This window comes from Flavobacteriales bacterium (assembly GCA_020635855.1).
Classification (GTDB): domain Bacteria; phylum Bacteroidota; class Bacteroidia; order JACJYZ01; family JACJYZ01; genus JACJYZ01.
Genome location: JACJYZ010000004.1, coordinates 252,538 through 278,372, shown reverse-complemented (window position 1 = coordinate 278,372; position 25,835 = coordinate 252,538). Strand labels below are relative to the sequence as shown.

The window sequence follows — 25,835 nt, the reverse complement described above, 5'->3', positions numbered from 1 at the left end:
TCTGCATGACCCCGAATCCCAAGTTGTTTCTTTTACGCCTGATGGCAGTGGCATATGGATGCATGTTACTGTGTGCTCCTGTCTTTGCCCAAAACGGTCAGGACGAAAAGCTGCTGAAAGATGCCAGGGTTGCCTTTGACAAAGGTGAGTATGCGGAAGCGCTCCCGCTCTTCAAGCGTATTCAGGACAAAACCATCAAGAACGATCCGCTCTTCTGTTACCAGATAGGTCTATGTTATAACAAGTCGGAGCTTGAAAAAGAAAAAGCCATCCCTTACCTGGAGAAAGCGGTGAAACATATCGGCGACAATGTGCCGGCCGAAGCGTGGGTGTACCTGGGTGAACTGTATCACTACCAGCAGAAGTTTTCCAAGGCCATGGAATGTTACCAGTCATACATGAGCGGACTTCCCGAAGATGCGGACAAGGGCAAGAAGGAATTCATCTGGAAACACATCAACACAACTGAAGCAGCCATAGATCTGATCGCTGATTCGGTGGCTGTTGAGGTGAAGAACCTGGGCTTGGTGGTTAATTCTCCCTGGGCGGAACACAGTCCGGTGATCTCCGCAGATGAGCGTATCCTGATCTTTACAGCCACAGAAAGACAGTCCATCATGGACAAGTTTTCCAAGGAACAACAAGACGAAAGGATCTACATTTCATATCGAAAAGACTCCACCTGGTCGGTTCCTTCCCTGCTTCAGTTTGATGGGAATGAAAAAGGCAATTTCGGATCCGTGGGTATGTACGCCGATGGTCAGAAACTGATGATCTACAAAGGCAGCAGGCGTGCCGGCAATATATACCTCTGCGTGGCACAGGCGGATTCCACCTGGTCTGCACCGGAAAAGATCAACCACATCAGTTCCAATTTTTGGGAAGGAAGTGCCAGCATCACACCCGATGAGAACACCATCTATTTCTCCAGCAACAGGCCTGGTGGTTATGGTGGCAAAGACATTTACAAGGTGGAGCGTTTGGGAGACGACAAGTGGTCGAAACCCATCAACCTGGGCCCGATGGTGAATACACCCGAAGACGAGGATGCTCCCTTCATCCATCCAGATCAAAAGACTTTGTATTTCTCTTCAAAAGGCCATCGGGGAATGGGTGGGTACGATGTTTTCAAAGCCAAGAAAATGCACACCGAATGGTCGGTTCCGGTGAACCTGGGCTACCCGATCAATTCCACAGGCGATGATGTTTACTTTGTGGTTTCTGCCAATGGCCGCAACGGATACTTCGCTTCCAACCGGCGCAGCGGATTCGGCGACCTGGACCTTTATTCCATGAGGATGCCTTCCGAATCAATCCCCCTCACCCTGATCAGGGGTGTTATTACCGCCGGCGATCCGGCCAAACCGGTGGCGGCGAAAATCAACGTGATTGATCGTGAAACCAACAGGAAACTACACTACGTGTACAACCCGAATCCCAAAACTGGAAAGTACCTGATGATCTTCCCGCCAGGGAAAAACTACGACATGGTGGTGGAGGCCGAAGGCTATACCCCTCACCTGATCAACATCTATGTTCCGCAACAGAAATACTTTTATGAGCTTTACCAGGAGATCCACCTGAGTGATATCAAATCCACCGATGATCCGAACCGGCAGGATACGATCATCGGGGAGCAACTCTCCATTCGCAATACTTTTTATGATGTTCGCACGCATCTGCCCGATACCTCCACGATGGACGTGCAGTACAGTACCTATAACAGCAAAGACTATGACCCTTTGCTGGATCTTTTGGAGAAACTCATCAATCAGATTGATTCCACCGGGCTTTCCAGCCTGGACGAGGCTGTTGATCAATTGGTGCAGGATTCCGGCAGCATCGTGAATGTGCAGGACATGCGCTATTCACCCTTGCTGGCTACCATCGACCAGATCTTCGAGACCACGGACAGCATCGCATTGCAGCATGTGGATGAAATTGTATCGAGAGATCCCGTTGACAGCAAGTACCTGTATGGCGACAAGCTGATTCCATATGTGATAGGTGAGGATACCATCTATACCACACCTTTCGATGCCGATGATCCGGAACGGTACGTGGAGGAAGTTCGCTACGACGGGCTCACGCGGATCACGGTGTTTTATGAAACCGGTCAGGCAACGATATCCAATCATTACAGGGAAGATCTCAAGAAACTGGTGAAGGTTGTGGTCAGCCATCCCGATTTCCTGATTCGGGTGGAAGGCTACACGGATGACGTGGGTACACCTGAAGCCAACCAGGAACTGTCGCGCCAAAGATCGGTAACGGTTCAGCAATTCCTTGTTAATCTGGGAATACCCAAGGAACGGATCATGGTGGCCTGGCACGGTGAGATCAAATCCAGTGGCAAAGCCAGGGAAGCCAACCGGAAAACGGTGATATCGCTGGTTGCCACAAAACCCATGGACAGGCAATGATACGTACCACCACATACCGGATGCGGATCATCTTGCTGATGAGTCTTTTTGGAATGCTTTTCTTCCAGCGTTTGCAGGCGCAGACCTATTCTGAATATGAGGTCAAAGCCGCCTTCCTCTTTAACTTCGGAAAATTTGTGGATTGGCCTGAGAAGGCTTTTGAAACCCCGGAATCTCCCATTATTATAGCTGTGGTGGGTGATGACCCTTTCGGAGAGGTGCTTGACAACATTGTTAAAGGGCGCACCACCAATGGCAGAACATGGCAGGTAAAACGCTACCAGCAATGGCGGGATGTAGGGGAGTGTCACATCCTCTTTGTCTCAGGATCGGAACGGCTGAGGATAAGGGAAATCCTGGACATGGTGAAAAACAAACCGGTGCTGACGGTTGGTGATGAAATCGAAGAGTTCTGTCAGCTGGGGGGCATCATTAATTTCTCCAACAGGCAATCCAAATATGGCTTCCAAATCAACAAGGTCACGGCGGATCAGAAAAAGATCCGCATCAGTTCCAAACTATTGATGCTGGCTAAGATCATCAAACCTTATGGCTCTTAATTTCCGCAACATATCGATCCGGAATAAGCTTTTGCTGATCAGTATGGTGGTCAGTGGTTTGAGTTTGATCCTTTCCTGTGCGGCCTACCTGTCGTTTGAATACAGCCGTGCCAAGGAAGAAATGGTGCGTGAGATCATGATCATGGGGCAGGTGATCGGAGAGAACAATACTTCACCGGTATTATTTGACGATTCACTGATCAGTAACCAATCGCTCAAAACACTCGCTGCTGACGAAAACATACGCCTGGCCATTATTTACGACAGGTCGGGAAAGGTTTTCAGCAAATATGTGAAACCGGGATTTGATGAACCCGATCACCTTCCTGAATCGGAAGACCTGGGGCACCGTTTTACCGATGATGCTTTGGAAGTGTTTATCCCCATCCATGAATCCGATGAATGGGTATCAACCGTGTACCTGCAGTCAGACCTGGGGCAACTGCATGCCCTGTTGCGCCGCTCCCTCTTTATCATCCTTGGAATTCTGTCCGTTTCACTTGTGGTGGTGTATTTTGTATCGCTCCGGCTGCAGAGTGTGATCTCTCACCCCATCTTGCGGCTGGCGAATGTGGCCAGGAAAATTTCCAAGGAAAAGGATTATTCCATTCGCATTGAAAGGGACGGAGAAGATGAAATAGGTATTCTGGTGGAAGGCTTTAATGAAATGATGACGGCGGTTCAAAGAGGTAACGAAGCGTTGCTGGAAAGTGAAGAACGGTACAGGACGATCGTGGAAAATGCGCACGACATGATCTACCGGGCCGACTTCAATGGTTATTTCACCTATCTCAACCCCATCGCAAAACGCATTACAGGGTATACAGATAAAGAATTATTGAGAATGAATTACCTGGACCTGATCCACGACGATTGGAGGGAACGGGTAGGAGCATTCTACAAGAAACAATTGTTGTCCCTCACCACGACCACCTACTTCGAATTTCAGATCCGTACCAAAGATGGAAGGGATGTTTGGATTGGCCAGAACGTGGAAGCCACCATTGAAAACAAAAAAGTGGTGGAATTCCAGGCAGTGGCACGCGACATCACCGAACGCGTGAAAGCAGAGGAAGCCCTCAAGGTGGCCAAGGAACAGGCCGAAAGTGCCACCCAGGCGAAATCAACATTCCTGGCCAACATGAGCCATGAGATCCGTACGCCGATGAACGGTGTAATGGGCATGTCCCGTCTGCTGGGCGACACGCCACTGAATCAGGAACAGAAAGAATATGTGCAGGCCATCAACGTGTCGGCGGAAAACCTGCTGACAATCATCAACGATGTATTGGATTTCTCCAAGATCGAAGCGGGTAAGGTTGTGCTTGAGAAAGCCCCCTTCAGGTTGGATGACCTCCTGAATACCATTGAGAAGACCATGCTGGTGCTGGCGAGGGAGAAAGGACTTGATTTCACCGTAGAGTGTTCCGAACAGGTCCCTCTCCAGATTTTGAGTGACAGGGTACGGCTCAACCAGGTTTTGATGAACCTTGTCGGCAATGCCATCAAGTTCACTGAGAAAGGCGGCGTGTCACTGGCTGTCCATGTCAAAGACCAAAGGGATAACCTGTATTGTCTGGCATTTCAAGTGATCGATACCGGTATCGGGATTCCGCAAAGTAAACTGGAGTCTATCTTCTCCAGTTTTGAGCAGGCCACCAGCGACACCACCCGCAAGTATGGCGGAACAGGTCTGGGTTTATCCATATCGAAGGAACTGGTGCAGCTTTTCGGGGGAGACATCCATGTTGAGAGCAAGGAAGGCATCGGCAGCACATTCATGTTCAACATCTGGGTCAATGCAGTGGCCTCCAGCAGCAGCAATCGAACCCCCGGTGTGGGTGATGAAGAAGAAATGCAGGTGCTGGCAGGCAAGAAAGTACTTGTGGTGGAAGACAACAAGATCAACCAGATGCTGGCGAAAAAAGTGCTGACAAAGTGGGGCATGGATGTGACCCTTGCCGACAACGGCAGGCTTGGCGTGGATGCACTTGACGATGACCAATATGATGCTGTGCTGATGGATATTCAAATGCCGGAAATGGACGGCTACCAAGCTACTGCCGCCATTCGTTCACATAAAGAGCGGAAATGGAACAGCCTTCCTATTATGGCCATCACTGCACATGCCGCACCCGAGGAAAGAGAAAAATGCCTGAAAGCGGGAATGGATGATTATATTTCGAAACCATTTGACGAAAAGCTACTCAGGCGCAAATTGGTTGAATTGCTTCGTTGACGCAAAAGACGATCTGGCGGGTTTTGAAAATACGGGGAAATTACCTATATTTACTAGGCTTGACATCAATTCTGAAAGTGGAACCTCCAAACACAAAAGAAGATGGATATGTCTGTTATCAACCTGTCATACCTCAACGACCTTTCCGGTGGGGACTCAACGTTTGTGATCGAAATGATCGAATTGTTCAATGATAAAATCCCCGGTTATTTATCCAGCCTGGAACAAAACATGCAGAGCCAGAACTGGCAGGAAGTAAGGGACATTGCCCACACGATCAAGCCCAATATCGACTACATGGGCATTGATAACCTGAAGGAAGTTGTGCGTAAAATCGAACGCAATGCGGGAGATCGCAATGACCTTGAGGAGATCCCACAACTGGTGGATACCATGAAAAAGGTATGCATGGAAGCCATTGGTGAACTGAAAGGCGAGGCTGAAAAATTAAAGAGCTGATCGATATCAGAAGGACAGACCGATGAGCAGGACATCATCCACCTGTTCATGTCCGGAAGCCCAATCCTGAAATGTTTGTTGCAGGATTTTTTTCTGCTCTTTTACAGATTTATCGCCAATCTCAGCGAGTAGTTTCCGCAAGCGTTTTCCGGAGAATTTCTTGTCTTCTTCGCTGCCGAACTGATCGGTAAATCCGTCTGTAAGGAGGTATACCATGTCTCCTTTCTTCAGGCTGATTTCCTGGTTGGTGAATACCTTCTTCTTCACCTGTGTGCCACCTACGGGCTGTTTATCACCTTTCCATTCATCACATACGCCATTACGTACAAGATACATGGGTCGATAGGCGCCTGCGAACACCAGCTTGGATTTTTTCTTGGAGATGCGGCACAGGGCGATGTCCATTCCATCCTGGTTCTTGCCTTCCACACCACTTTGGTTCAGGGTTTCGATCAATTTGCGATCCACTTCCTGGAGGATTTCTGCCGGACTGAGGTTTTTTTCAAGGCCGGTGGCCTGGTTCAACAGGTTGTGACCTACGAGTGAGATCAGTGCACCGGGAATGCCGTGGCCGGTACAGTCGATGCAGGCGATCAACACATCACCATGGTATTCCCGCGCCCAATACATGTCACCCGAAAGAATGTCTTTGGGTTGAAAAAAGATGAAGTATTGCCCGAGGTCCTCTTTGAGTTGGGACTCTGAAGGCATCAGTGCTTCCTGGATCTGCTTTGCATAGCCGATGCTTTCCTGGATCTCCCTGTTCCGGGTAGCCAGGTTGTTCTGCAGGCGATGGATCTTGAGTTGGGTATTGACCCGGGCCATGACTTCCTGGCGATGGAAAGGCTTGGTGATGTAATCCACGCCTCCGGTGGTGAAGGCGGTTAGTTTGGAATCCATATCGTCCAGCCCGGAGATATAGATAATAGGAATGTACTTGGTTTGCTTGGCGGCTTTCAATGTTTTTGCAAGTTCGAAGCCGTCCATGTCGGGCAGTCGGATGTCCAGAAGAATCAGGGCCGGTTTTTCCCGTCGAGCCAGGCGAATGCCTTCGGACGCAGTTTCCGCCTCCAGCAAAATGTAATCCTCATTCAGGCCCTTCAAGCTCGCTTTGATTGCCGCAATATTCATGCGGTTATCTTCAACGATCAAAATTTTTTCGTGGAATTCTCCCATGTTACAGTGAGCATGCTCTGCGCTAAATTAGGTTTTCTTTTTCAAAAGGGCCGGACTATTGTGACCTTTTTTCTTTATCCCGTCTAAATAAAAACATAACCCAAAAAACACACATGATCCACCCTCATACCGAAATCAAGCAGATCAGCGAGAACATTGGAGTTGGCGTATTGGCCACCCGTTTGATCCCGGCAGGTACCATCGTATTTGCTTTGGATCCGCTTGACATAGTGCTTGAACCCACCAATCCGATTGTCATGGATCCCAGGCATGCAGCTTACGTTGAGCGCTACAGTTTTCGTGATGAAAAGGGCAGGAGGGTGCTGAGCGCCGATCATGCCAAATACGTGAATCACCATTGCAATCCGTCAACCATGAGCACTGCATGGGGCTTTGATATTGCGGTTCGGGACATTCAACCCGGTGAGGAGCTGACCTGCGAGTATGGACTGCTGAACATCGAAGAACCCATGGCATGTGATTGTGGGGACCCGGCCTGCCGGAAAACCATCGATCCGAATGACTACCTCGTGATGGGTAAGACCTGGAACCAGCGCATCCGCAAAGCGATGAAAAACTTTTCGCAGGTGGAGCAGCCGCTGATGTTCTTGTTGTCCCCGGAAGTACTCAGGCAGGCACAGGATTTTGCAGCCAAAGGTACGGGTTACAAGAAGGTGGAGAACATGGTATTTCATGGCCTGCCTTCCCAGAACGGTGTGCACCACCACGTATCCAGATAGGTATTATTTGATCCTTCCCAGGTTGGTCTCGGAAAAAGTCGCCGGTGGGATGAAGGGATTGATGCGAACGTTTTTGTAGAGGTATTTTTCGAATAAGCCTTTAGCGTCGAAAACGGATATCTCGACAGGTACACGTGTTTCATTGTCTATAGCCAATTCAAACGATTGTGCGTAGGCGGAGGGGATCCTTATCACCTGACCGGCTTCTACGTCCTCATAGTCATCGGTATCTGGGTTCATTTCCATCAGCATGTATTCACTGAGATTTTTTTTGCGTGCGATGCTAACGAGCGTTTCCCATTTTTCAACCGTATGATTCTCGGTTTTGAAAGACGGAACGGTGGCCTTGATCACCGTGCAATTCCTGCCTGCCACTTCACGAACACCTTCCAGTTCCACATTCAGCATGTTACGGTTGTTCAGGTCACGTAAGATGTCCGACAGGTATTGGAATCCGAGTTCGAAGATGGTGTGGTGGTTGTTCTTGCGAATGGTTTCACCCATGGGATCCAGGTTGATCTTCATGTATGGAAATCCTTTGGGATTGTAAATCGCTTCTCCTCCCGTTTTGGGTCCTGCGTATAACAGTTCCGCACCTCTTTGGGGGGCAATCATGTAAATGTAGCACTGGAAAGGACGGGTCTGAAGCCATACCCGCTGCTCACCCGACATGAGTTTGCCTTCGATCCTTTCCCAGTTGACAAGGTAGAACTGCAGTGTCCGTAGGCTATCCATCCTGGCGAACATGCTTTCCATCACAGACAGCGCGGTAGGTTCAGAGGCTTGTGATGAAGGCCATACGAAGGCAAGCATTGCCAGGCAAGTAAGCGCCAACATGCGTCGGGCAACCGGCAGCAAACTCATGAGAAAAAAAAGTTAGGAGCCACCGGATCCGATGGCGGGGAAAGGCTACCAGGAGTCATCATCATCACTGTCGTCGGGTTCCAGAAAATTGTCTTCCCCGAAGTCAACGTCCAGTGAAAGCGCATCATCATCATCTTCATCATCCATGAAAGGGTCCGCTGCTTTTGACTTTTTAGGGAACCCTCCTTTTCTGCCCGGCGTCTGACCTTTCAGGCCTTTTTTCCGGGCTGCCCCATCCTGGGGTTTGCTTTTCTTGTCTTTTGCGTTCATGACCTCTCAGTCAAAGTTTACATCTAAATATAATCATCCTTGATTTGAAATGTTAATATTTTCGCTACTCTTCGTCCAGATCTGCCAAAGCCACCTTCTTAATCAAATCACCCTCCGAAGAGAGCACCACCAATTCGTTCTTCGCTCCATCGGACATATTGAATACATAGCGTACCACTTCGGATCCCTGTTCCCGGTTGATGGATTCGATCCGGAATTCGGGCATGATGGAATCGAGCACACCCAGGATCAGCAGCGGCACTTCGTCGCGTTCGATGCTCCATCGAGTGAATTCCCACTTCCCCGCTGCATTGAAGTAGGCAATCTTGTATTGCTGGCCGTCGCCCAGCAGCACCACACCCAGGTCCTGTCCTTCTTCGAAGGCGTCCACGATTTCCATGGCGGGATACATGTGCAATACCTCCTGGCGAACTTCCGTGGGGATGGATTCCTGAGCACTTACACTGTGCATTGCCACGAGCAGACCGGCAACGATCAGGGCGCGTTTGTTCAGGAGGTGGATGTGTAAAGCGGGTCTCATACGGGTCAGGATTCCTTCAGTGCAGGATAAAACTTTTGGTACAGGGCCACCAGCCTTTTCTTTGCGCGGTTGATCTTCATCTTTGCCGCACTATCAGTAGCCAGGTGCAGGATTTCCTGGATGCTCTTCACGGACATGTTCTCATGGAACTTCATCACAATGATCGCTTTGTCTTCCGGTTTCAACATTTCCAGCAGCAACGTGAGTCTTTCTTCGGCCAGTTCAAGCACCATCTTTACATCCACGTCTTCCACCTCATCGGGTATATCCAGCGCCGACTCCCAGTCGTCAAACCGGATGCGTTTGGTTTTACGTAAATACTCAATGCAATGGTTATAGGTGATGGCGTATAGCCAGGTGGAAAATTGCGACTGGTTCCGGAAACCTGTCAGCTTTTCCATGGTCTTTACAAAAATATCCTGCGTAAGATCTTCGGCTATGGAACGATTATGTGTCATTCCAAAGCACTTGTCAGATACCTTCTCCCGGTAACGACGATAGATTTCACTGAAAAGATCCTTGTTCTCTCCCTGTATGATGCCGTTGATCAGGGCTTCATCTGTGAGAGCGGGATGTGGTTTCATGCCCTTGCGATGATTTCCTAATTCAAAACTAAGACATTTCTCCTATATTCGTTCGCAACACCCGATCAATTATGTCAAAAAGGCGCAGACAGAAAAAAGCGCCCGGGCTCCCTCCCGGTGCACTCATCTATACGGGTACCCACACCAACATCAAAGGGCATCTTCATTGGATTTCGTTTGACCCCGACCAATTGAGTGAGAACCGTACCGGGGATCTGAGTGAAATTCCTTCCGTCCCGCCCAGCGGTGTGCTGTGGGTGAACATGGATGGCATCCACGATGTGGAAAGAATCGAAGCCCTGGGAAAAAAATTCGATATCCACCCGCTGGTGCTTGAAGATGTGTTGAACATTGATCACAGACCCAAGGCCGAGGAGTATGAGAGTTATCTCTTCTTCACCCTGAAGATGATCGATATGAACGAGCAGGACGAAATCGATGCCGAGCAGGTGAGCATTGTGCTGGGGAAGAATTACCTGGTTTCATTCCAGGAAAAGCCAGGAGATATTTTCGAACCCGTTCGTGACCGGATCCGCAACAAAAAGGGAAGGGTGCGTGAGTACAAAGCCGACTACCTGGCATACCTGCTGCTGGATGCGGTGGTGGACAGGTACTTCGTAATCCTGGAAAGGATTGCACTTCGCATGGAAATCCTGGAAGATCAACTGGTGAAGGATACCGCTGACGATTCAGATTCACTGTTGGAGATTCAGCGATTGAAAGCCCAGTTTATCGAATTGCGGAAGGCCATCTTCCCCCTGCGCGAAGCCGTTGGTTACATCGAACGGTGCGGGGATGACATCCTTGATAAATCCACCCTGAAGTATTTCCGGGATCTGTACGACCATACCATTCAAATCATCGATCAACTGGAAGGCAACCGGGAAATGTTGTCATCCCTGCAGGACCTTTATCACGCCATGCAAAGCAACCGGATGAACAACATCATGAAGGTGCTTACCATCATGGCGTCTATCTTCATACCTCTTACCTTCATAGCAGGGATCTACGGGATGAACTTCGACAACATGCCGGAACTTCATCTGCGATACGGGTACTACGTCGCATGGGCGGCCATGATCGCTATTACCCTTGGCATGCTCTGGTATTTCCGACGCAAGAAGTGGATGTGATCAGCAGCGCTCAATGATCGTTGCGTAGCCTTGTCCAACCCCGATGCACATGGTCACCAGCGCATAGCGTTTGCCTGTTTCCTGCAGCTGAAGTGCAGCGGTTTGCAGGATGCGGGTGCCCGACATGCCCAGCGGATGGCCCATTGCGATGGCCCCACCGTTCGGGTTCAACCTGTCATCTTCGTCGTCAATGTCCCAGGTTCTGGTGCAGGATAACACTTGTGCGGCGAAAGCTTCATTCAGTTCCAGGATGTCCATGTCAGCCAGGGTAAGGCTGGCCCGTTTCAAGGCGATGGCAGAAGCGTTCACCGGACCGATGCCCATGATTCGTGGTTCAACGCCCGCCACACCGGATGCCACGATGCGCGCAACCGGTTTCAGGCCGTACCGCTTCACACCTTCATCCGACGCAACCAGCATGGCTGCGGCGCCGTCATTCAAACCGGAGGCATTGCCTGCGGTCACGCTTCCGTCTTTCCGGAATGCCGGGCGCAATTGTGCAAGTACTTCCGGTGTAGTTTCGGGTTTGATGAATTCATCTTCTGCGAACATCACCGGATCTCCTTTTCGTTGCGGAATCGGCACCGGTGCGATCTCTTTTGCCAGCCTTCCGGATGTGCGAGCGGCATGGGCCTTTTGATGCGACCTGTAGGCGAAACGATCCTGATCTTCCCTGGAAATCGCTTTCAGGTCCAACAGGTTTTCGGCGGTTTCACCCATGCCATCGGTGCCATACATTTCTTTCATCTTAGGGTTCACGAAGCGCCATCCGAAGCTTGAGTCATGCATTTCCGCGTCACGCCCCCACGGTTTGGATACCTTGGAAATCACCCAGGGGCCGCGCGTCATGTGTTCCACGCCACCGGCAATGAACACATCTCCGTCTCCCGCTTTGATGGCACGGTTGGCATGTATCACTGCCGACATGCCGGATGCACACAATCGGTTCACCGTTTCGCCGGGCACGGTATAAGGAAGTCCGCCAAGCAACAAGGCCATGCGCGCTACATTGCGGTTGTCTTCGCCGGCCTGGTTGGCACATCCCATGATCACATCGTCGATGGCGTTTGCCTGAAGGTCGGGATGACGTTTCATCAGTTCTCGGATCACGTGGGCGGCCAGGTCATCGGCACGAACCGGTGCAAGGCTGCCTCCGAAATTTCCGATCGGGGTGCGAACAGCGTCAATGATAAATGCTTCTTTCATATGTGTTGATTTGGAGCGGTCAAACCTCCCATTCTTTGCTGGTGCGATACACGGTTCCCTTGAATACCGCCACTTTTTCCTCGTGTTGGTTGGTAACGGTAATCAGGTAAAGTCCGGTGCGGTTGGTCAGGCTGAGTTCTTCCGCGTGGGCGGTCAGTGTGTCTCCTTCGTGCACCGGTGTGGGAAATGAAATGGATACTTCCAGCGCCAGGCTGAGGCGCCCGTGTGCGTTGGATGCAAATGCAAGTGCACTGTCGGCCAGTGAAAAGGTGATCCCGCCGTGCCCCACACCAAAGCCGTTCATCATTTCTGCTCGCACTTTCATGCGCAATACGGACAAGCCCGGACCTGATTCAATTACTTCAATGCCCAGCCATCGGCTGAAGGCATCGTCTTTCATCATCCTGTTTACAATGGCACTTCCTTGCGATTGCTGTGTCATTCGAAAAAGTTTTTTTGTTGTTGCGCCATGACCCGGAGGAGCGGACTGGGCCTGTAGCGATCCTCACCATACATATTGAAGAGATCTTCAAGCACATTCAGCACGTTCTCTGCTCCGAGTTCATCCGCCCAGCGAAGCAATCCCTTCGGATAGTTCACGCCCCGGGTCATGGCCAGGTCGATGTCTTCAGCGCTGGCGATGTTCAGGAAGAGCGCATCCGTCGCTTCATTGATCAGCATGGCCACGACGCGGTAAAAGATGGTTTTGGCAAGTTCAGGGTCTTGTGCCGGTTGGGGCATGGATGCGCCTTCACGGTAATCGTAGTACCCATGTCCGGATTTTCTTCCGAACCGCCGAGCTTCCACGAGTCGCTTTTGTGTGAAGGATGGCCGGTAACGCGGGTCGAAGAAAAATTCGCGGAACACGGTTTCGGTCACGGCGAAGTTCACATCATTGCCGATCAGGTCCATCAGTTCGAACGGCCCCATCCGGAAGCCACCCACTTCTTTCAGGGCATGGTCGATGGTGACGAAATCGGCCAGACCTTCTTCGTAGATCCGGATCGACTCTCCATAAAAAGGGCGTGCGATGCGGTTCACGATAAAGCCCGGTGTGTCTTTTGCAAGCACCGTGGTTTTTTTCCATCCTTCGATCAGTTGGCGTGTGAAAGTGACCACATCAGTTCCGGTCTGCAGGGCAGGAATGATTTCAACCAGGGGCATCAGCGGGGCCGGGTTGAAAAAATGCACACCGATCACCCGCTCGGGGTGTGTGCATCCGCCGGCGATGGAGGTGATGGAAAGGGAGGATGTATTGGTGGCGAGGATACAGCGCTCTCCGGTATGTTGTTCCAGTTCGGCGAACACGGTTTGCTTTACTTCCAGCTTTTCCACGATGGCTTCGATCACCATGCCGCAGGACCGGAATGCCGACAGGTCGCTGGCATAGGTGATGCGGCCGGAGATGGCAGCGGCCTCATCGCTGCTGATCTTTCCTTTTTCTGCGAGACGTTGCAGGATTTTATCCAGACTTTCCCTGGCCTTTTTCAAGGCTTCGGGTTGGGTGTCGTACAGGATGGTTGGATGCCCGTATGTGGCAGCTACCTGGGCGATGCCGCTTCCCATGGTGCCGGCACCGATAACGCCGACGGGGATTTTTGTATTCATGTTATGCACCTTTGAATGCAGGTTTTCTTTTTTCGAGGAAGGCTTGTACACCTTCTTTGTGATCGGCGGTTGTTCCGGCTTCCGCCTGCAGTTGCTCTTCGAGTTCCAGTTGTTGTTCGAGTGTGTTGTTAAAGCCGGCCAGGAATGCTCGTTTCGTGAGCCCCAATCCGCGTGTGGGCATGCCAGCAAGTTTTTCGGCAAGGGCAGTGGCTTCGTTGATCAGCAGATCGTCCGGCACGGCTTTGTAAATGAGCCCCAGGTCTGCCGCTTCCCCCGCTTTGATCTTTTCCGCCAGCATGGCCATGGCAGTGGCTTTCTGCAAACCCACCAGGCGCGGTAAAAAATAGGTGCCGGCACTATCTGGTATGAGTCCGATGTTGGCGAAAGATTGGATGAAGGGAGCGCTTTCGGCGGCAAGGGTGATGTCGCATGCAAAAGCGATGTTGGCACCGGCGCCGGCAGCCACACCATTCACAGCGCATACCACTGGTTTTTCGAGTCGGCGGATTTTCAGGATGATGGGGTTGTATGTGTTGCGAACAATGCCGGCGAGATCGGTTCCGGGTTCGATGGCTTCTGCAAGATCCTGTCCGGCACAGAATCCACGTCCGGCTCCGGTGAGGCAAACGGCACGGATGCCCTGATCGGATGCGCATATGTCAAGTGCGGCCTGCACCTCCTTTGCCATGCCTGTGTGAAAACTATTGAGTGCGTCAGGGCGGTTGAGGGTGAGGTGGGCGACGTTGTTTCGGGTTTCGAAGAGGATATGTTGGTACACTTGAGTTTGTGGTTTTGGATACTGGTTATTAGTTGGTAGTTATTGGTTATTGGCTAATCGGTGGTAATAGTTGATGAACCCGTTTAACAATCGTTTGCAAGTGATAACTTTATTCATGGTTGATACCAGGGATTGCGATGAAATAAACTTTAAATCCAATGATAAGTACAATTGTGTTTCAAGTTCATAAAGAGAACCACGGGCAATGGAAAAAAAACGCATGCAATCTTTGGGCTGTTGTCTGCCGCATCCTTCAGCAATATTAGAGGGTATTGAAACCACACACCTGCGCATTTGATTGGTTATGCCAAACATTTCTGACGAGGGGAAGCCAGTTGTAAGTTCATAAATGTCGCTTACCAGCGATCGGCTGATTTTCCATACCTCTAAATCTGTGTATGAGGAAACTTTTTCCATAGCAGGTGAAGTTTGTTTCTGAATCTGCAATGTTAATGTAGTCTCCCAGTGTGAGCCGGTTTTTAATTGTTTATAATCGACTATACTTATAAATTCATTTTTCAACTTGGATGTTTCCCGGTTACCAATAACCAATAACTACCAACTAATAACCAACAATCATTAAATACACTTAAAGTAATCGAACGGTTCCCGGCAATCATCACAAACATACAAAGCTTTGCACGGAGTTGATCCGAACTGGCTTTTGAGATGGGTATGTTCGGATTTGCAATGCGGGCATATCACGTGTTTCGGTTTGCCGAGGAGCGCTCCCTTGTCTTCGGTGGCATACGGTGGGGGACTGATCCCATAATCCATCAGTTTTTTTCTTGCTTCATCTGTGATCCAGTCGGTGGTCCAGGCGGGAGAAATCACGGTCCGGATGATGGGGCTTTGTACACCCATTTCCTTGAGTTTACTTTCAATATCGTCCCGAATCATCTGGGTAGCCGGGCATCCGGAATAGGTGGGGGTGATGGTGACCACCACATCGTTTTCATTCACCTGAACATCGCGCACCATACCGAGCTCCACGATGCTGATGACCGGGATCTCGGGGTCGGGCAATTCCGATAGTACTTGCCAGATCAATTCCGGGGTTGGGTTTACCACTTGGCGTCAGGATAGGCCCTGGGTAAGAACTGCATTTCCGCCAGCATAAAGCCGAGGTGTTCGGAATGCCTTCCTTCCCGTTTCCCGCCGGTATGCATCCATCCGTCTTCAGGTTGGGTCAGGGTGGCTTCGGTGAGTATGTCCTGAATGGCTTTGTTCCAGGGAGCGCGAAGTTCATTCAGGTCAACACCGATGCCTTCGGAAATCATGATCCGATCCACTTCATCCATTTCAAACAGCTCGCCGGAATAGGGCCATAGGTCATCCAATGCCTGTTGAACGCGCCGGTGACTTTCTTCTGTTCCATCGCCGAGGCGCAGCATCCATTGGTTGATGTGGCGTACATGGTAATCAACCTCCTTCAGGGATTTCACGGCAAATGCTTTCAGGGTTTCGTCTTTGCTGTTTGACAAGGCGCGGTACAGCAACTGGTCGAACGTATCGTTCAGCAATTGCCTCACGATGGTGAAAGCAAAGTCGCCTTTGGGTAATTCTGCCAGCAGGGTGTTGAAGAATTCGCGTTCACTTCTCCGGTAGGCCAGGTCGTCTTCAGATCGGCCTTTGCCTTCCACTTCTCCGGCATATTGGAACAGGGTTCTTGCCTGACCGATCTTATCCAATGCGATGTTGGCCAGGGCCAGGTCTTCTTCGAGAATGGGTGCATGACCACACCATTCACTCAGTCGGTTGCCGAGTACCAGGGAATTGTCGGCGAGACGCAGACAGTAAGTGAACAAAGCTTGTTGTGTATCCATGGCGATCGGATTAAATGTGCTGTGCGCCCTCGGGCATGACGTAAAATGTCGGATGACGGTACACCTTGTCGTTGGCAGGGTCGAAAAAGGATCCTACATCTTCCGGTGTGGAAGCCACGATTGCGCTGGATGGGACCACCCAGATGCTGGAGCCTTCCATGCGTCGGGTATAGGTATCCCTGGCATTCTGCAGCGCCATTTCCCCGTCGGGTGCATGTACGCTTCCGGCATGTTTGTAGGGAAGCCCGGTCTTGCTTTGGATGAAGACCTCCCACAGAGGCCATTGGTTGTCTTGTGTACTCATGGTAATTTCAGTTGATGTGGTTCGGACCGCCGGATTACGCGGCCGCCTTCTTTTTCTTTTTATCGGCGTATGCGGTGGCGGCTTCTCTCACCCACGCGCCGTCGTCATGTGCTTTTTGGTGTGAGGCCAATCTTTCCTTGTTGCAGGGGCCATTGCCTTTTACCACGTTCCAGAATTCATCCCAGTTGATCTCCCCGAAATCATAATGCCCCCGGGCTTCGTTCCATTTCAGGTTGGGATCGGGAATGGAGAGGCCGACCACTTCCGCCTGCTGCACGGTTTTGTCGATGAACTTCTGGCGCAATTCGTCATTGGACTCCCGTTTGATTTTCCATTGGATGGATTGCTGGCTGTGGGCGGATTCAGCATCGTGGGGTCCGAACATCATCAGCGAAGGCCACCACCAACGGTTCAGCGCATCTTGTGCCATGGCTTTTTGCTCGGCAGTACCCTGGGCCATTTTGGCCATGATCTCGTAGCCTTGTCGTTGATGAAAACTTTCCTCCTTGCAGATGCGAACCATCGCCCGTGCATAAGGTCCGTATGACGTACGTTGCAGAGACACCTGGTTCACGATGGCGGCACCGTCCACCAGCCAGCCGATGGCGCCGATATCGGCCCATGTCAGCGAAGGATAATTGAAGATGCTCGAATATTTGGCTTTGCCCGTGTGAAGCTGTTCGATCATTTCCTCCCGGGTGATGCCCAGGGTTTCGGTGGCACTGTACAGGTACAAACCATGACCGCCCTCGTCCTGGATCTTGGCCAGCAACACCACTTTGCTGCGGAGGCTCGGAGCCCTTGAGAGCCAGTTGCCCTCCGGCAGCATGCCGATGATCTCGGAGTGCGCGTGTTGGGAGATCTGTCGGATCAGGTTCCTGCGGTACTCATCCGGCATCCAGTCCTTGGGTTCAATTTTTTCTTCCTGGTCTATCTTTGCCTGGAAGGCTTCAAGTCTTTTATTCTCTTCCATGGTATATATATGAAGTCAGATTCACCTTAGATACGAACCCTCCTAAGCTAAGGATTCCGATGCATTTTTGATCCTGTCTCAAAGGTATATAATTTTACTATTAACTCAAAGAGACATATATAATTCTTTGCTATGTGCTATTATTGCGCATAATGTTTTGTATATTTGTCATTTGCAAATTATGTGTTAAATAAGAATCCGTCCCATGATTTTCATCAGGGATTCCGAAAGGATTCAATGTGCATCGTAAAAGTTATTTTTATCGCCCATAACCACATCAATTTTTAATACTGCTATGGCCAAATTTCATACCCTGAAGGTTCGTGACGTGAGAAGAGAAACACCGGATTGTGTCTCCGTGGCATTTGATGTACCGGAGGATCTGAAGGATGCCTATGCTTATTTGCCGGGCCAGTACCTGACCTTGAAGTTCAATTTCAAGGGTGAGGAATTGCGCCGGTCATATTCTCTTTGTTCCAGTCCGGATACGGAAAATGAATGGCGCATTGCGGCCAAACGGGTGCAGGGAGGAAGGGTATCCGGTTATCTGAATGAATCGGTGAAGGTGGGTGATGTGGTGGAGGTGATGACCCCGATGGGCAATTTTCACACCCCCATGCAAGCCGATCGTGAGCGTCATTTTGTGTTGTTTGCAGGAGGAAGCGGAATCACGCCCATGTTTTCAATATTGAAGTCGGCTCTGGCAAAGGAACCCCGGAGCCGGATTACATTGGTATATGCCAACCGGGATGAGGCGTCAGTGATCTTTGCTGAAGCGTTGAAACAAATGGCTGCCGAGCATGCAGACCGGTTGCACATTCATTTTGTCTACGACGAGGCACCGGCGGGCACACCATCCTTGTTGCAGGGAATGATGTCCGTAGAGAAAGCTACGCAGATACTCAACGATCTGGTTAGGCCTTCGGGCAACGAAGCGTATTTCATTTGTGGCCCGGGACCGATGATGGACCATATTAAAACCGCTCTGGCCGCCGAAGGAGTTTCTGACGATAAGGTGCACATCGAGTATTTTACTGCCGTGTTGGAAGACCTCAAACGTGCTGAAAGTGCAGGAGAATCTCAGCCTTCCGGTGATGTGATAGAATCGGAGGTAACCGTGATCATGGATGACGAGCCGTTTTCATTTCAATTGTCATCCAACGGAATGTCCATCCTGGACGCCGCATCGGATGCAGGTGTGGATGCCCCGTTTTCGTGTAAGGGTGCCGTATGCTGTACCTGTAAGGCACAGGTATTGGAGGGCAAGGTAACCATGGAAAAGAACTTCGCTTTATCGGATGGGGAGGTAGCGGAAGGCTATGTGTTGACCTGCCAGTCGCATCCTGCTACGGAAAAGGTTGTGATTACGTACGACGTGATCTGATCACGGCTTGTAGTGCGATTTTTCCAGAATCATTTGCGCATCCTGTTCACCCATCAGTTGATCAAGTGACACGTTTTCACGTTCCATGTATGCGCTCACGATCTGGTATCCTACCCAGTTGCCGACACGATCTGGTGCTTCTCGGGTGAATCCTTGCACGAACGGTGCCTCCGAAGTCCATTCCACAATTTTTTTCTCCTCGGTAATAAATAGCAGTTTCTCATCAATGAGTTCAGCCCAGACATAGGCTTCATGATCGTTGCACCATTCCAGTTTTTCGGGGGTGTAGCGGAACAAAATGGCATCGGGCAGGTCCGGCATCATGGAGCGCAAGAAGTACAGCAGCTTGCCATTGTAGATGATCTCCCCCAGGAAATTCTTCTTGCCCTGTTGGGGCCATTCACTCAAAGCCCAGGCACGCATGCAGTCCGGTGTGATGTAGGGCTTGTCCATATGGGCGGTCATGTACTTCGGGTACTGCAGGGAAGGATAGAAAACACAATCCGGACCGAGGTAGCGTTCCAACCCGATTGCCACGAAATCACTGTCTACCGCTACTGAGTAATTAAAGCCAGACATGAAAGCGATCACACGGGGCACATTCTTTTCCGGGAAATAATATTTGTAATGACGGAAAGCCAGGCTCATCTCATTCTCCAGCCAGGATAAGTCGGGAAAGACCTTTTGACATTGGTTGTAGGCTTCCCGCATATCGGGATGAGTGGTGAACGAAGAAAGGTTGTAAGAGAAGCCTGGATCTGCAATGCCACGGGCAGGTGCAATGATCCGGAAACTGAACATGTCAAAAAAGCTTCCGTATTTGTGCGACAGGTAGGAGATTCTTCCCTGGACGCTGTCTGATAGGGTATCAAACAGGTCTTTGTCAAACCTGTCTATGTTTACATGTACATCGATGTTATCCACGTTAACATGAAACCGATCTGGCGTACATGAAACCAAAAGCAGCATCAAGAGGTATACGCCTGCCGGAGAGAAGGTACGCAACAAGCGTAGGGTGCTGGAAAAATTATTTGGTACTTTTGCCAAGTCAATCAAATTAAACGGCTACTAAATTAGACAAACACACGCCATATGAAAAACCTGCGTCCCCTTTATTTATTGTTGATTCTTGTAGGCGCCTCTACATGTGTGCATGCCCAGGATGATGAAGGTGCCAAGTTCCGTTTCGGTTTGAAAGGTGCGCCTTCCATGGCCTGGCTGAAACCTGATTCGAAGTTGTTCGAGTCCGGTGGTGCCACGGTAAAATTCTCTTACGGATTGATCACGGAGTTCCGCGTAGCAAAAAACTACAGCTTCGTCACGGGCTTGGATGTGGCGTATGCCGGTGGCAAGATCAATTACACCGATTCCATCTATTACCTGTCGGATGCGGGAGATCCTACCAAGGCGTATTTTCAGTTGAACAAAAGAAAGTTCGACCTTCAGTACGTAGACCTGCCTGTGCTGCTGAAAATGAAAACGAACGAGATCGGATATATGACCTATTTCGGACAATTCGGGTTTAACCTCGGACTGAATATAAAGTCACGCGCTATAGATGAAGGCACGACCTATGCTTCCACCCAAACGGTCAAGAAGGAAGATGTGGATGTGATCAAAGACATCAACCTCATGCGGGTGGCCATGAACCTGGGTATCGGCGTTGAGTATAATTTTTCCGGATCCACATCCCTGTTGCTTGGTGTAAACTACAACAACGGTTTCAGCAATACCTTCGGGAAGGAAAGCAAATCGCTGAAACAGAAAGATGGATCGGCCCTGGAAACTAAGGCCGTATCCAATTATGTTGCCCTTACCGTGGGCGTCCTTTTCTGATATCCCGGCACACAATCTTTCTTACCTTTGAACCCGCTTCCATACAAGCGGGTTTTTTTATGCGCATCGCTTTAGCACAGATCAATTGTCGCGTTGGTGATTTTGAAGCCAACCGCCGGGCCATACAAAATGCCCTGCAGGCCGGGCGCCGGCAGCAAGCCGATCTGGTCGTTTTTCCGGAACTGGCCATTTGCGGATATCCTCCCAGGGACTTTTTGGAATTCGAGGACTTCATCACTCAGTGCCGCCAAACCATGGATGAGATTGCGGCCGGGTGTACCGACATCGCCGCCATCATCGGCGGGCCGTCCATCAACCCCGATCCGCTGGGTAAGAACCTGCACAACTCGGCCTACCTGCTTGCCGATGGAAAGGTGAACGCCATTCGTCACAAAAGCCTGCTGCCGAACTATGATGTGTTTGATGAATACAGGTATTTCGAACCGAACCGCCGTTTCGATGTGGTGGAGTTCAAAGGGCACCGCATTGCGCTGACCATTTGTGAAGACTTGTGGGACGTGGATGAGTCGGATCCGCTGTACACCATTTCTCCGATGAAGGAACTTCAGGTGCAGAGACCGGATGTGATGATTAATATTTCCGCCTCCCCGTTTTCATACAACCACGCGGCGGACAGAAGGGAGGTCATGCGTACCAATGCGACCCGGTACGGTCTGCCTCTGTTTTATGTGAACCTGGTGGGTGCGCAAACCGAACTTATTTTCGACGGGGGATCTCTGGTGATTGACCCCAAGGGGGATGTGGTGGAGGAAATGGCCTATTTCGAGGAAGACCTCCGGGTATTTGATGTCAATGATGTCGTGTGCGGAAAGGCCAGCGGAAGCGGGAGAACCGATCACGGCTCGCGCATGGCGCAGATCCATCACGCACTTGTGCTCGGAATAAGGGATTATTTTACCAAGCTGGGTTTGTCGAAAGCTGTGCTTGGATTATCCGGAGGCATTGATTCTGCGGTTACCCTGGTGCTCGCCGTTGATGCATTGGGCAAAGAGAACGTAACAGCGGTCATGATGCCGTCTCCTTTCAGCTCGGAACATTCTGTTACCGATTCGGAAGTGCTGGTACATAACCTGGGTTGCCACCAGCATCATATCTCCATATCATCCCTGTACGAAACAGCCTTGCAAACCATGCAGCCGGTATTCGGCGACTTGCCGTTCAACGTTGCGGAAGAAAACATCCAGGCGCGGTTGCGCGCACTTGTGCTGATGGCATTGGCCAATAAATTCGGGATGGTGCTGCTCAATACATCCAACAAAAGTGAAGCCGCCGTGGGATACGGCACACTGTACGGAGATATGTGTGGCGGACTTTCGGTGATCGGCGACCTCTATAAAACAGATGTGTACGAACTTGCCCGTTACCTGAACCGTGACGGTGAGCGGATTCCTGCCAACATCCTCACCAAGGCGCCATCGGCGGAATTGCGGCCCGGCCAGAAAGACAGCGACAGCCTGCCGGAATACGATGTGCTGGACAAAATACTCCATCAATACATCGAACTGAGAAAAGGCCCGCGTGAGATCCTGGCCATGGGTTTTGATGAAAGTATTGTCAGACGCACCTTGTCGCTGGTCAATACCAATGAATACAAACGTTTTCAGTCACCACCGGTTTTAAGGGTGTCTCCCAAGGCATTCGGAATGGGCAGGCGGATGCCCATCGAAGGCAAATATCTTTCCTGAAATCATGGACTTTGATAACCCCTTCGGCCTGGAAGTCGTACAAACCCTGTCAAAACCGGAATGGTTCCGGGAAGTGATGTTGCAGCTTGAAAAGGACCTGGGTTTGTTCGGGGAGGATATTCATATCGACCTTGATCTGCAAAACGGGTATAAAGCCAACAAGCAGCGTGTGGAAGAAGTGATCGCGAAGTGGTTGCGATCCGACCGCAACAGCCTGTTTGCATTTCTTTACAGGGTGGATGTACCCGAACAGCGTCTGCACCGTGCCATGGCGATGTTCCCGGAACAATCCACCGAAGCGCTCATTACGCAACTTATATTAGGAAGAGAATTGCAGAAAGTATGGTTCAGGCATCATTTCAAAAAATAACGAATTTTCATATGTCTGGCTGGTCTATGGGGTTCCGTATTATTATCTAATCGGAATACTCTTAACTTTGTAAGATTCACGATCGGCAAATGCGAGGTTTAGATGGATAAAAGCACCTACCTGGGAAATGCGGATGCAGCGGCACTGGATGCCCTGTATCAGCAGTACCGAAAAGACCCTGAATCGGTTGATTTCGGATGGAGGAAATTCTTTGAGGGATTCGAATTCTCCAAAGCGTCTTTCGAAGGCACGGGACAAGCCGTCCCGGAAATCATGGACAAGGAATTCCGTGTGATCAACCTGATCAACGGCTACCGTCAGCGCGGGCACCTGTTCACCAAAACCAATCCGGTGCGCGAACGACGGAAGTATTCGCCTACCCTTGATATCGAGAACTTCGGATTGGAAGCATCCGATCTGGATACGGTTTTCCAGGCAGGCAGCGAGATCGGCATCGGGCCCGCCACGCTGAATGACATCATTGCGCACCTCAAACAAACCTATTGCCAGTCCATCGGTGTGGAGTTTGCCTACATCCGCAAACCCGAAGTGGCCACCTGGCTGAGGGAAAAGATGGAATCGGTGCGGAATACCCCCAACCTTTCGGCCGAAGAAAAAACCCACATCCTCAAGAAACTCAACGAAGCGGTGGTCTTCGAAAACTTCCTTCACACCAAGTATGTAGGACAGAAGAGGTTTTCACTGGAAGGCGCCGAGACCCTGATCCCCGCCCTGGATTCGGTGATCGAGAAAGGCGCCGAACTGGGCATCGAATACTATGTAATCGGCATGGCCCACCGCGGTCGCCTGAACGTACTCGCCAACGTAATGGGTAAAACCTACAGCGAGATCTTCAACGAGTTTGAAGGAAAAGAATTCGATGACGACAGCCTCTTTGACGGCGACGTGAAGTACCACATGGGTTACTCCGGTGACGTGGTCTCCCGCAGTGGTAAAAAAATTCACCTGACCCTGTCTCCGAACCCCAGCCACCTCGAGGCGGTTGACCCGGTGGTGCAGGGTATTGCACGTGCCAAGCTCGACAGGCGTTTCGGCAACGATGAGAACCGCATTGCCCCCATCCTCATTCACGGAGATGCATCCATCGCAGGTCAGGGCATCGTATATGAAGTGGTGCAGATGGCGCAACTCAGCGGCTACCGAACGGGTGGAACCATCCACATCGTCATCAACAACCAGGTGGGATTCACCACCAACTACATTGATGCACGCTCCAGTACCTACTGCACCGACGTGGGTAAGGTGACCCTGTGTCCGGTTTTCCACGTGAACGGTGATGATGTGGAGTCACTGGTATACACCATCAACCTGGCCATGGAATACCGCCAGACCTTTCACGGAGATGTGTTCATCGACCTGCTTTGCTACCGCAAACACGGCCACAACGAAGGCGACGAACCCAGGTTTACCCAACCTTTGCTGTACAAAGCCATCGCCAATCACCCGGATCCCCGGAAGATCTACATCGATAAACTGATGTCGTCCAAAGCGATCGAGGACACCCGGATCGCTGAAAAGATGCAGGATGAATTCAAGGCGACCCTCGAAGAAAAACTCAATGAAGTCAAGCATTCCTCCAGCGGCAACCGCCTGAGTTTCCTCGAAGGCGACTGGAAGGGTATCCGTCCGGCAAGTCCGGAGGATTTTGATCAGTCACCGGTGACTGCAGTCAAGAAGACACAACTGAAAAAAATCGCAGATAAGATCAACCACCTGCCCAAGAACACGAAGTTCTTCAAGAAGATCGAGCGCATCATGGCCGATCGCAGGGAAATGATCGATAACAACAAGCTCGATTGGGGCATGTGCGAACTGCTGGCATACGGCAGTTTGCTCATGGAAGGATATCCGGTGCGTATCAGCGGACAGGATGTGGAACGCGGAACTTTCTCCCACCGCCACGCTGTGGTGAGGGTGGAAGATTCGGAAGAACAATATGTGCCTCTGGCCAACCTCGACCCCAAGCAGGCCCGCTTCATGATTTACAATTCCCTGCTCTCGGAATACGGTGTGCTGGGATTTGAATACGGATATGCACTCGCATCACCCAATGTGCTCACCGTGTGGGAAGCTCAGTTCGGCGACTTCTTCAATGGTGCACAGATCATTATCGACCAGTTCCTGAGCAGTGCGGAAGACAAGTGGAAGAAGCACAACGGACTGGTGCTTTACCTGCCGCACGGATATGAAGGCATGGGTGCCGAACACTCCAGCGCACGCCTTGAACGTTTCCTGTCGCTGTGCGCGGAAAACAACATGCAGGTGGTGAACTGTACCACACCTGCCAATTTCTTCCACGCATTGCGACGTCAGTTGCACCGTGAGTTCAGAAAACCGCTGGTCATCTTTACCCCGAAAAAACTGTTGCGTTACCCGAGCTGTGTTTCCACCATGGATGAACTGGCAAAGGGCGGTTTCCAGGAGGTGATCGATGACGCGAAAACCGACGAAGATGTGGTGAAGAAGCTGGTGTTCTGCCAAGGCAAGTTCTATTATGATCTTTCCGAACAAAAAGAAAAACTGGGTGTAAAGGATGTGGCGATCATTCGCATCGAACAGATGTATCCTTACCCTGAGAAACAGGTGAATGCGCTGATGGAGAAATACAAGAAGGCCACTTCCTATGTATGGGCGCAGGAAGAACCGGAGAACATGGGCGCATGGCCGTTCATGATCCGCATGTTCAAAAAGCCGATCCAGTGCATCAGCCAGCCGGCCAGCGGAGCGCCCGCAACCGGATCTTACAAGAAGTTTGAGAAACGACACCAGGCCATCATAGACCAGGTGTTTGCCAAGCACAAAAAAGGATTAGAAATGGGCGTGGAATAATCCAC

At 50.7% G+C, this 25,835-nt stretch carries 26 protein-coding genes; 11 read left to right on the top strand and 15 right to left on the bottom strand.

Features of this window, described 5'->3' with window-relative positions; genetic code table 11:
• The first annotated feature begins 5 nt into the window (after positions 1-5).
• From H6585_13240 to H6585_13225, 4 genes are all read left to right on the top strand, one after another.
• On the top strand, positions 6-2,423 hold the full coding sequence (locus H6585_13240; GenBank protein MCB9449298.1) for a PD40 domain-containing protein: 2,418 nt from the start codon (positions 6-8) through the stop codon (positions 2,421-2,423).
• On the top strand, positions 2,420-2,983 hold the full coding sequence (locus H6585_13235; protein MCB9449297.1) for a YfiR family protein: 564 nt from the start codon (positions 2,420-2,422) through the stop codon (positions 2,981-2,983). The genes H6585_13240 and H6585_13235 overlap by 4 nt, the downstream gene beginning before the upstream one ends.
• Positions 2,973-5,222, top strand: a complete 2,250-nt coding sequence (locus H6585_13230) for a response regulator (protein ID MCB9449296.1) — start codon at positions 2,973-2,975, stop codon at positions 5,220-5,222. The genes H6585_13235 and H6585_13230 overlap by 11 nt, the downstream gene beginning before the upstream one ends.
• Positions 5,223-5,324: 102 nt before the next feature.
• Positions 5,325-5,681, top strand: a complete 357-nt coding sequence (locus tag H6585_13225) for an Hpt domain-containing protein (GenBank protein ID MCB9449295.1) — start codon at positions 5,325-5,327, stop codon at positions 5,679-5,681.
• A gap of 6 nt (positions 5,682-5,687) precedes the next feature.
• Here the strand turns inward: H6585_13225 and H6585_13220 are convergent, their stop codons facing one another.
• A complete protein-coding gene (locus H6585_13220) occupies positions 5,688-6,812 on the bottom strand; it encodes a SpoIIE family protein phosphatase (GenBank protein ID MCB9449294.1) in 1,125 nt (374 codons plus the stop codon).
• Between the two features lie 158 nt (positions 6,813-6,970).
• Here H6585_13220 and H6585_13215 point away from each other — a divergent pair, with 158 nt between their 5' ends.
• On the top strand, positions 6,971-7,597 hold the full coding sequence (locus tag H6585_13215) for an SET domain-containing protein (protein ID MCB9449293.1): 627 nt from the start codon (positions 6,971-6,973) through the stop codon (positions 7,595-7,597).
• A 3-nt stretch (positions 7,598-7,600) separates the two neighbouring features.
• On the opposite strand, the gene H6585_13210 is transcribed toward H6585_13215, so the two are convergent.
• The 4 genes from H6585_13210 to H6585_13195 all read right to left on the bottom strand — a co-directional run bounded on the left by H6585_13210 (position 7,601) and on the right by H6585_13195 (position 9,856).
• Entirely contained in the window at positions 7,601-8,461 is an 861-nt protein-coding gene (locus tag H6585_13210; GenBank protein ID MCB9449292.1) for a DUF1571 domain-containing protein, read from the bottom strand.
• A gap of 45 nt (positions 8,462-8,506) precedes the next feature.
• Positions 8,507-8,731, bottom strand: a complete 225-nt coding sequence (locus H6585_13205) for a hypothetical protein (protein MCB9449291.1) — start codon at positions 8,729-8,731, stop codon at positions 8,507-8,509.
• Between the two features lie 64 nt (positions 8,732-8,795).
• A complete protein-coding gene (locus H6585_13200) occupies positions 8,796-9,272 on the bottom strand; it encodes a hypothetical protein (GenBank protein MCB9449290.1) in 477 nt (158 codons plus the stop codon).
• A gap of 5 nt (positions 9,273-9,277) precedes the next feature.
• A complete protein-coding gene (locus H6585_13195; GenBank protein ID MCB9449289.1) occupies positions 9,278-9,856 on the bottom strand; it encodes an RNA polymerase sigma factor in 579 nt (192 codons plus the stop codon).
• A gap of 71 nt (positions 9,857-9,927) precedes the next feature.
• Here H6585_13195 and corA point away from each other — a divergent pair, with 71 nt between their 5' ends.
• Positions 9,928-10,989 carry a magnesium/cobalt transporter CorA gene (gene corA, locus H6585_13190; GenBank protein ID MCB9449288.1) on the top strand — a complete coding sequence of 354 codons (1,062 nt, stop codon included), beginning with the start codon at positions 9,928-9,930 and terminating at the stop codon, positions 10,987-10,989.
• Here the strand turns inward: corA and pcaF are convergent, their stop codons facing one another.
• The 9 genes from pcaF to paaA all read right to left on the bottom strand — a co-directional run bounded on the left by pcaF (position 10,990) and on the right by paaA (position 17,684).
• Positions 10,990-12,195, bottom strand: coding sequence for a 3-oxoadipyl-CoA thiolase (gene pcaF, locus H6585_13185; protein MCB9449287.1), 1,206 nt, complete (start codon positions 12,193-12,195; stop codon positions 10,990-10,992). It lies immediately after the preceding gene.
• Positions 12,196-12,214: 19 nt separating this feature from the next.
• Complete coding sequence (gene paaI / locus H6585_13180; GenBank protein MCB9449286.1) at positions 12,215-12,637, bottom strand: hydroxyphenylacetyl-CoA thioesterase PaaI; 423 nt, start codon at positions 12,635-12,637, stop codon at positions 12,215-12,217.
• On the bottom strand, positions 12,634-13,791 hold the full coding sequence (locus tag H6585_13175) for a 3-hydroxybutyryl-CoA dehydrogenase (protein MCB9449285.1): 1,158 nt from the start codon (positions 13,789-13,791) through the stop codon (positions 12,634-12,636). The genes paaI and H6585_13175 overlap by 4 nt, the downstream gene beginning before the upstream one ends.
• 13 nt (positions 13,792-13,804) lie before the next feature.
• The gene (locus H6585_13170; protein ID MCB9449284.1) at positions 13,805-14,581 is read right to left on the bottom strand and encodes a 2-(1,2-epoxy-1,2-dihydrophenyl)acetyl-CoA isomerase; all 777 of its coding nucleotides are present in this window, start codon (positions 14,579-14,581) and stop codon (positions 13,805-13,807) included.
• Positions 14,582-14,620: 39 nt separating this feature from the next.
• The gene (locus H6585_13165) at positions 14,621-14,998 is read right to left on the bottom strand and encodes a four helix bundle protein (GenBank protein MCB9449283.1); all 378 of its coding nucleotides are present in this window, start codon (positions 14,996-14,998) and stop codon (positions 14,621-14,623) included.
• Between the two features lie 162 nt (positions 14,999-15,160).
• Entirely contained in the window at positions 15,161-15,652 is a 492-nt protein-coding gene (paaJ, locus tag H6585_13160) for a phenylacetate-CoA oxygenase subunit PaaJ (protein MCB9449282.1), read from the bottom strand.
• Positions 15,646-16,407, bottom strand: coding sequence for a phenylacetate-CoA oxygenase subunit PaaC (gene paaC / locus H6585_13155; GenBank protein ID MCB9449281.1), 762 nt, complete (start codon positions 16,405-16,407; stop codon positions 15,646-15,648). The genes paaJ and paaC overlap by 7 nt, the downstream gene beginning before the upstream one ends.
• A 10-nt stretch (positions 16,408-16,417) precedes the next feature.
• Positions 16,418-16,711 carry a 1,2-phenylacetyl-CoA epoxidase subunit B gene (gene paaB, locus H6585_13150; protein MCB9449280.1) on the bottom strand — a complete coding sequence of 98 codons (294 nt, stop codon included), beginning with the start codon at positions 16,709-16,711 and terminating at the stop codon, positions 16,418-16,420.
• Between the two features lie 34 nt (positions 16,712-16,745).
• On the bottom strand, positions 16,746-17,684 hold the full coding sequence (paaA, locus tag H6585_13145; GenBank protein ID MCB9449279.1) for a 1,2-phenylacetyl-CoA epoxidase subunit A: 939 nt from the start codon (positions 17,682-17,684) through the stop codon (positions 16,746-16,748).
• Positions 17,685-17,979: 295 nt separating this feature from the next.
• Here paaA and H6585_13140 point away from each other — a divergent pair, with 295 nt between their 5' ends.
• A complete protein-coding gene (locus H6585_13140) occupies positions 17,980-19,068 on the top strand; it encodes a 2Fe-2S iron-sulfur cluster binding domain-containing protein (GenBank protein MCB9449278.1) in 1,089 nt (362 codons plus the stop codon).
• Here H6585_13140 and H6585_13135 read toward each other — a convergent pair whose 3' ends face one another.
• A complete protein-coding gene (locus H6585_13135; protein MCB9449277.1) occupies positions 19,069-20,115 on the bottom strand; it encodes a hypothetical protein in 1,047 nt (348 codons plus the stop codon).
• Positions 20,116-20,160: 45 nt separating this feature from the next.
• Here H6585_13135 and H6585_13130 point away from each other — a divergent pair, with 45 nt between their 5' ends.
• From H6585_13130 to H6585_13115, 4 genes are all read left to right on the top strand, one after another.
• On the top strand, positions 20,161-20,904 hold the full coding sequence (locus H6585_13130; GenBank protein MCB9449276.1) for a PorT family protein: 744 nt from the start codon (positions 20,161-20,163) through the stop codon (positions 20,902-20,904).
• Between the two features lie 59 nt (positions 20,905-20,963).
• Positions 20,964-22,610, top strand: a complete 1,647-nt coding sequence (locus tag H6585_13125; GenBank protein MCB9449275.1) for an NAD+ synthase — start codon at positions 20,964-20,966, stop codon at positions 22,608-22,610.
• A gap of 4 nt (positions 22,611-22,614) precedes the next feature.
• Complete coding sequence (locus H6585_13120; protein MCB9449274.1) at positions 22,615-22,980, top strand: hypothetical protein; 366 nt, start codon at positions 22,615-22,617, stop codon at positions 22,978-22,980.
• A 102-nt stretch (positions 22,981-23,082) separates the two neighbouring features.
• Positions 23,083-25,830 (top strand): 2-oxoglutarate dehydrogenase E1 component, encoded by a 2,748-nt coding sequence (locus tag H6585_13115; GenBank protein ID MCB9449273.1) that lies wholly within the window; start codon positions 23,083-23,085, stop codon positions 25,828-25,830.
• The last annotated feature ends 5 nt before the right edge of the window (positions 25,831-25,835 follow it).

Bases quoted from the DNA above. Each gene is read 5' to 3' on its own strand.
- H6585_13140 (MCB9449278.1), top strand. From the start codon at position 17,980: ATGGCCAAATTTCATACCCTGAAGGTTCGTGACGTGAGAAGAGAAACA.
- H6585_13130 (MCB9449276.1), top strand. From the start codon at position 20,161: ATGAAAAACCTGCGTCCCCTTTATTTATTGTTGATTCTTGTAGGCGCC.
- paaC (MCB9449281.1), bottom strand. From the start codon at position 16,407: ATGGATACACAACAAGCTTTGTTCACTTACTGTCTGCGTCTCGCCGAC.
- H6585_13230 (MCB9449296.1), top strand. From the start codon at position 2,973: ATGGCTCTTAATTTCCGCAACATATCGATCCGGAATAAGCTTTTGCTG.
- H6585_13220 (MCB9449294.1), bottom strand. From the start codon at position 6,812: ATGAATATTGCGGCAATCAAAGCGAGCTTGAAGGGCCTGAATGAGGAT.
- H6585_13125 (MCB9449275.1), top strand. From the start codon at position 20,964: ATGCGCATCGCTTTAGCACAGATCAATTGTCGCGTTGGTGATTTTGAA.
- paaI (MCB9449286.1), bottom strand. From the start codon at position 12,637: ATGACACAGCAATCGCAAGGAAGTGCCATTGTAAACAGGATGATGAAA.
- paaA (MCB9449279.1), bottom strand. From the start codon at position 17,684: ATGGAAGAGAATAAAAGACTTGAAGCCTTCCAGGCAAAGATAGACCAG.
- H6585_13240 (MCB9449298.1), top strand. From the start codon at position 6: ATGACCCCGAATCCCAAGTTGTTTCTTTTACGCCTGATGGCAGTGGCA.
- H6585_13165 (MCB9449283.1), bottom strand. From the start codon at position 14,998: ATGGAAAAAGTTTCCTCATACACAGATTTAGAGGTATGGAAAATCAGC.
- pcaF (MCB9449287.1), bottom strand. From the start codon at position 12,195: ATGAAAGAAGCATTTATCATTGACGCTGTTCGCACCCCGATCGGAAAT.
- H6585_13210 (MCB9449292.1), bottom strand. From the start codon at position 8,461: ATGAGTTTGCTGCCGGTTGCCCGACGCATGTTGGCGCTTACTTGCCTG.
- paaB (MCB9449280.1), bottom strand. From the start codon at position 16,711: ATGAGTACACAAGACAACCAATGGCCTCTGTGGGAGGTCTTCATCCAA.
- H6585_13200 (MCB9449290.1), bottom strand. From the start codon at position 9,272: ATGAGACCCGCTTTACACATCCACCTCCTGAACAAACGCGCCCTGATC.
- H6585_13120 (MCB9449274.1), top strand. From the start codon at position 22,615: ATGGACTTTGATAACCCCTTCGGCCTGGAAGTCGTACAAACCCTGTCA.
- H6585_13205 (MCB9449291.1), bottom strand. From the start codon at position 8,731: ATGAACGCAAAAGACAAGAAAAGCAAACCCCAGGATGGGGCAGCCCGG.
- H6585_13235 (MCB9449297.1), top strand. From the start codon at position 2,420: ATGATACGTACCACCACATACCGGATGCGGATCATCTTGCTGATGAGT.
- H6585_13195 (MCB9449289.1), bottom strand. From the start codon at position 9,856: ATGAAACCACATCCCGCTCTCACAGATGAAGCCCTGATCAACGGCATC.
- H6585_13215 (MCB9449293.1), top strand. From the start codon at position 6,971: ATGATCCACCCTCATACCGAAATCAAGCAGATCAGCGAGAACATTGGA.
- H6585_13115 (MCB9449273.1), top strand. From the start codon at position 23,083: ATGGATAAAAGCACCTACCTGGGAAATGCGGATGCAGCGGCACTGGAT.
- H6585_13225 (MCB9449295.1), top strand. From the start codon at position 5,325: ATGGATATGTCTGTTATCAACCTGTCATACCTCAACGACCTTTCCGGT.
- corA (MCB9449288.1), top strand. From the start codon at position 9,928: ATGTCAAAAAGGCGCAGACAGAAAAAAGCGCCCGGGCTCCCTCCCGGT.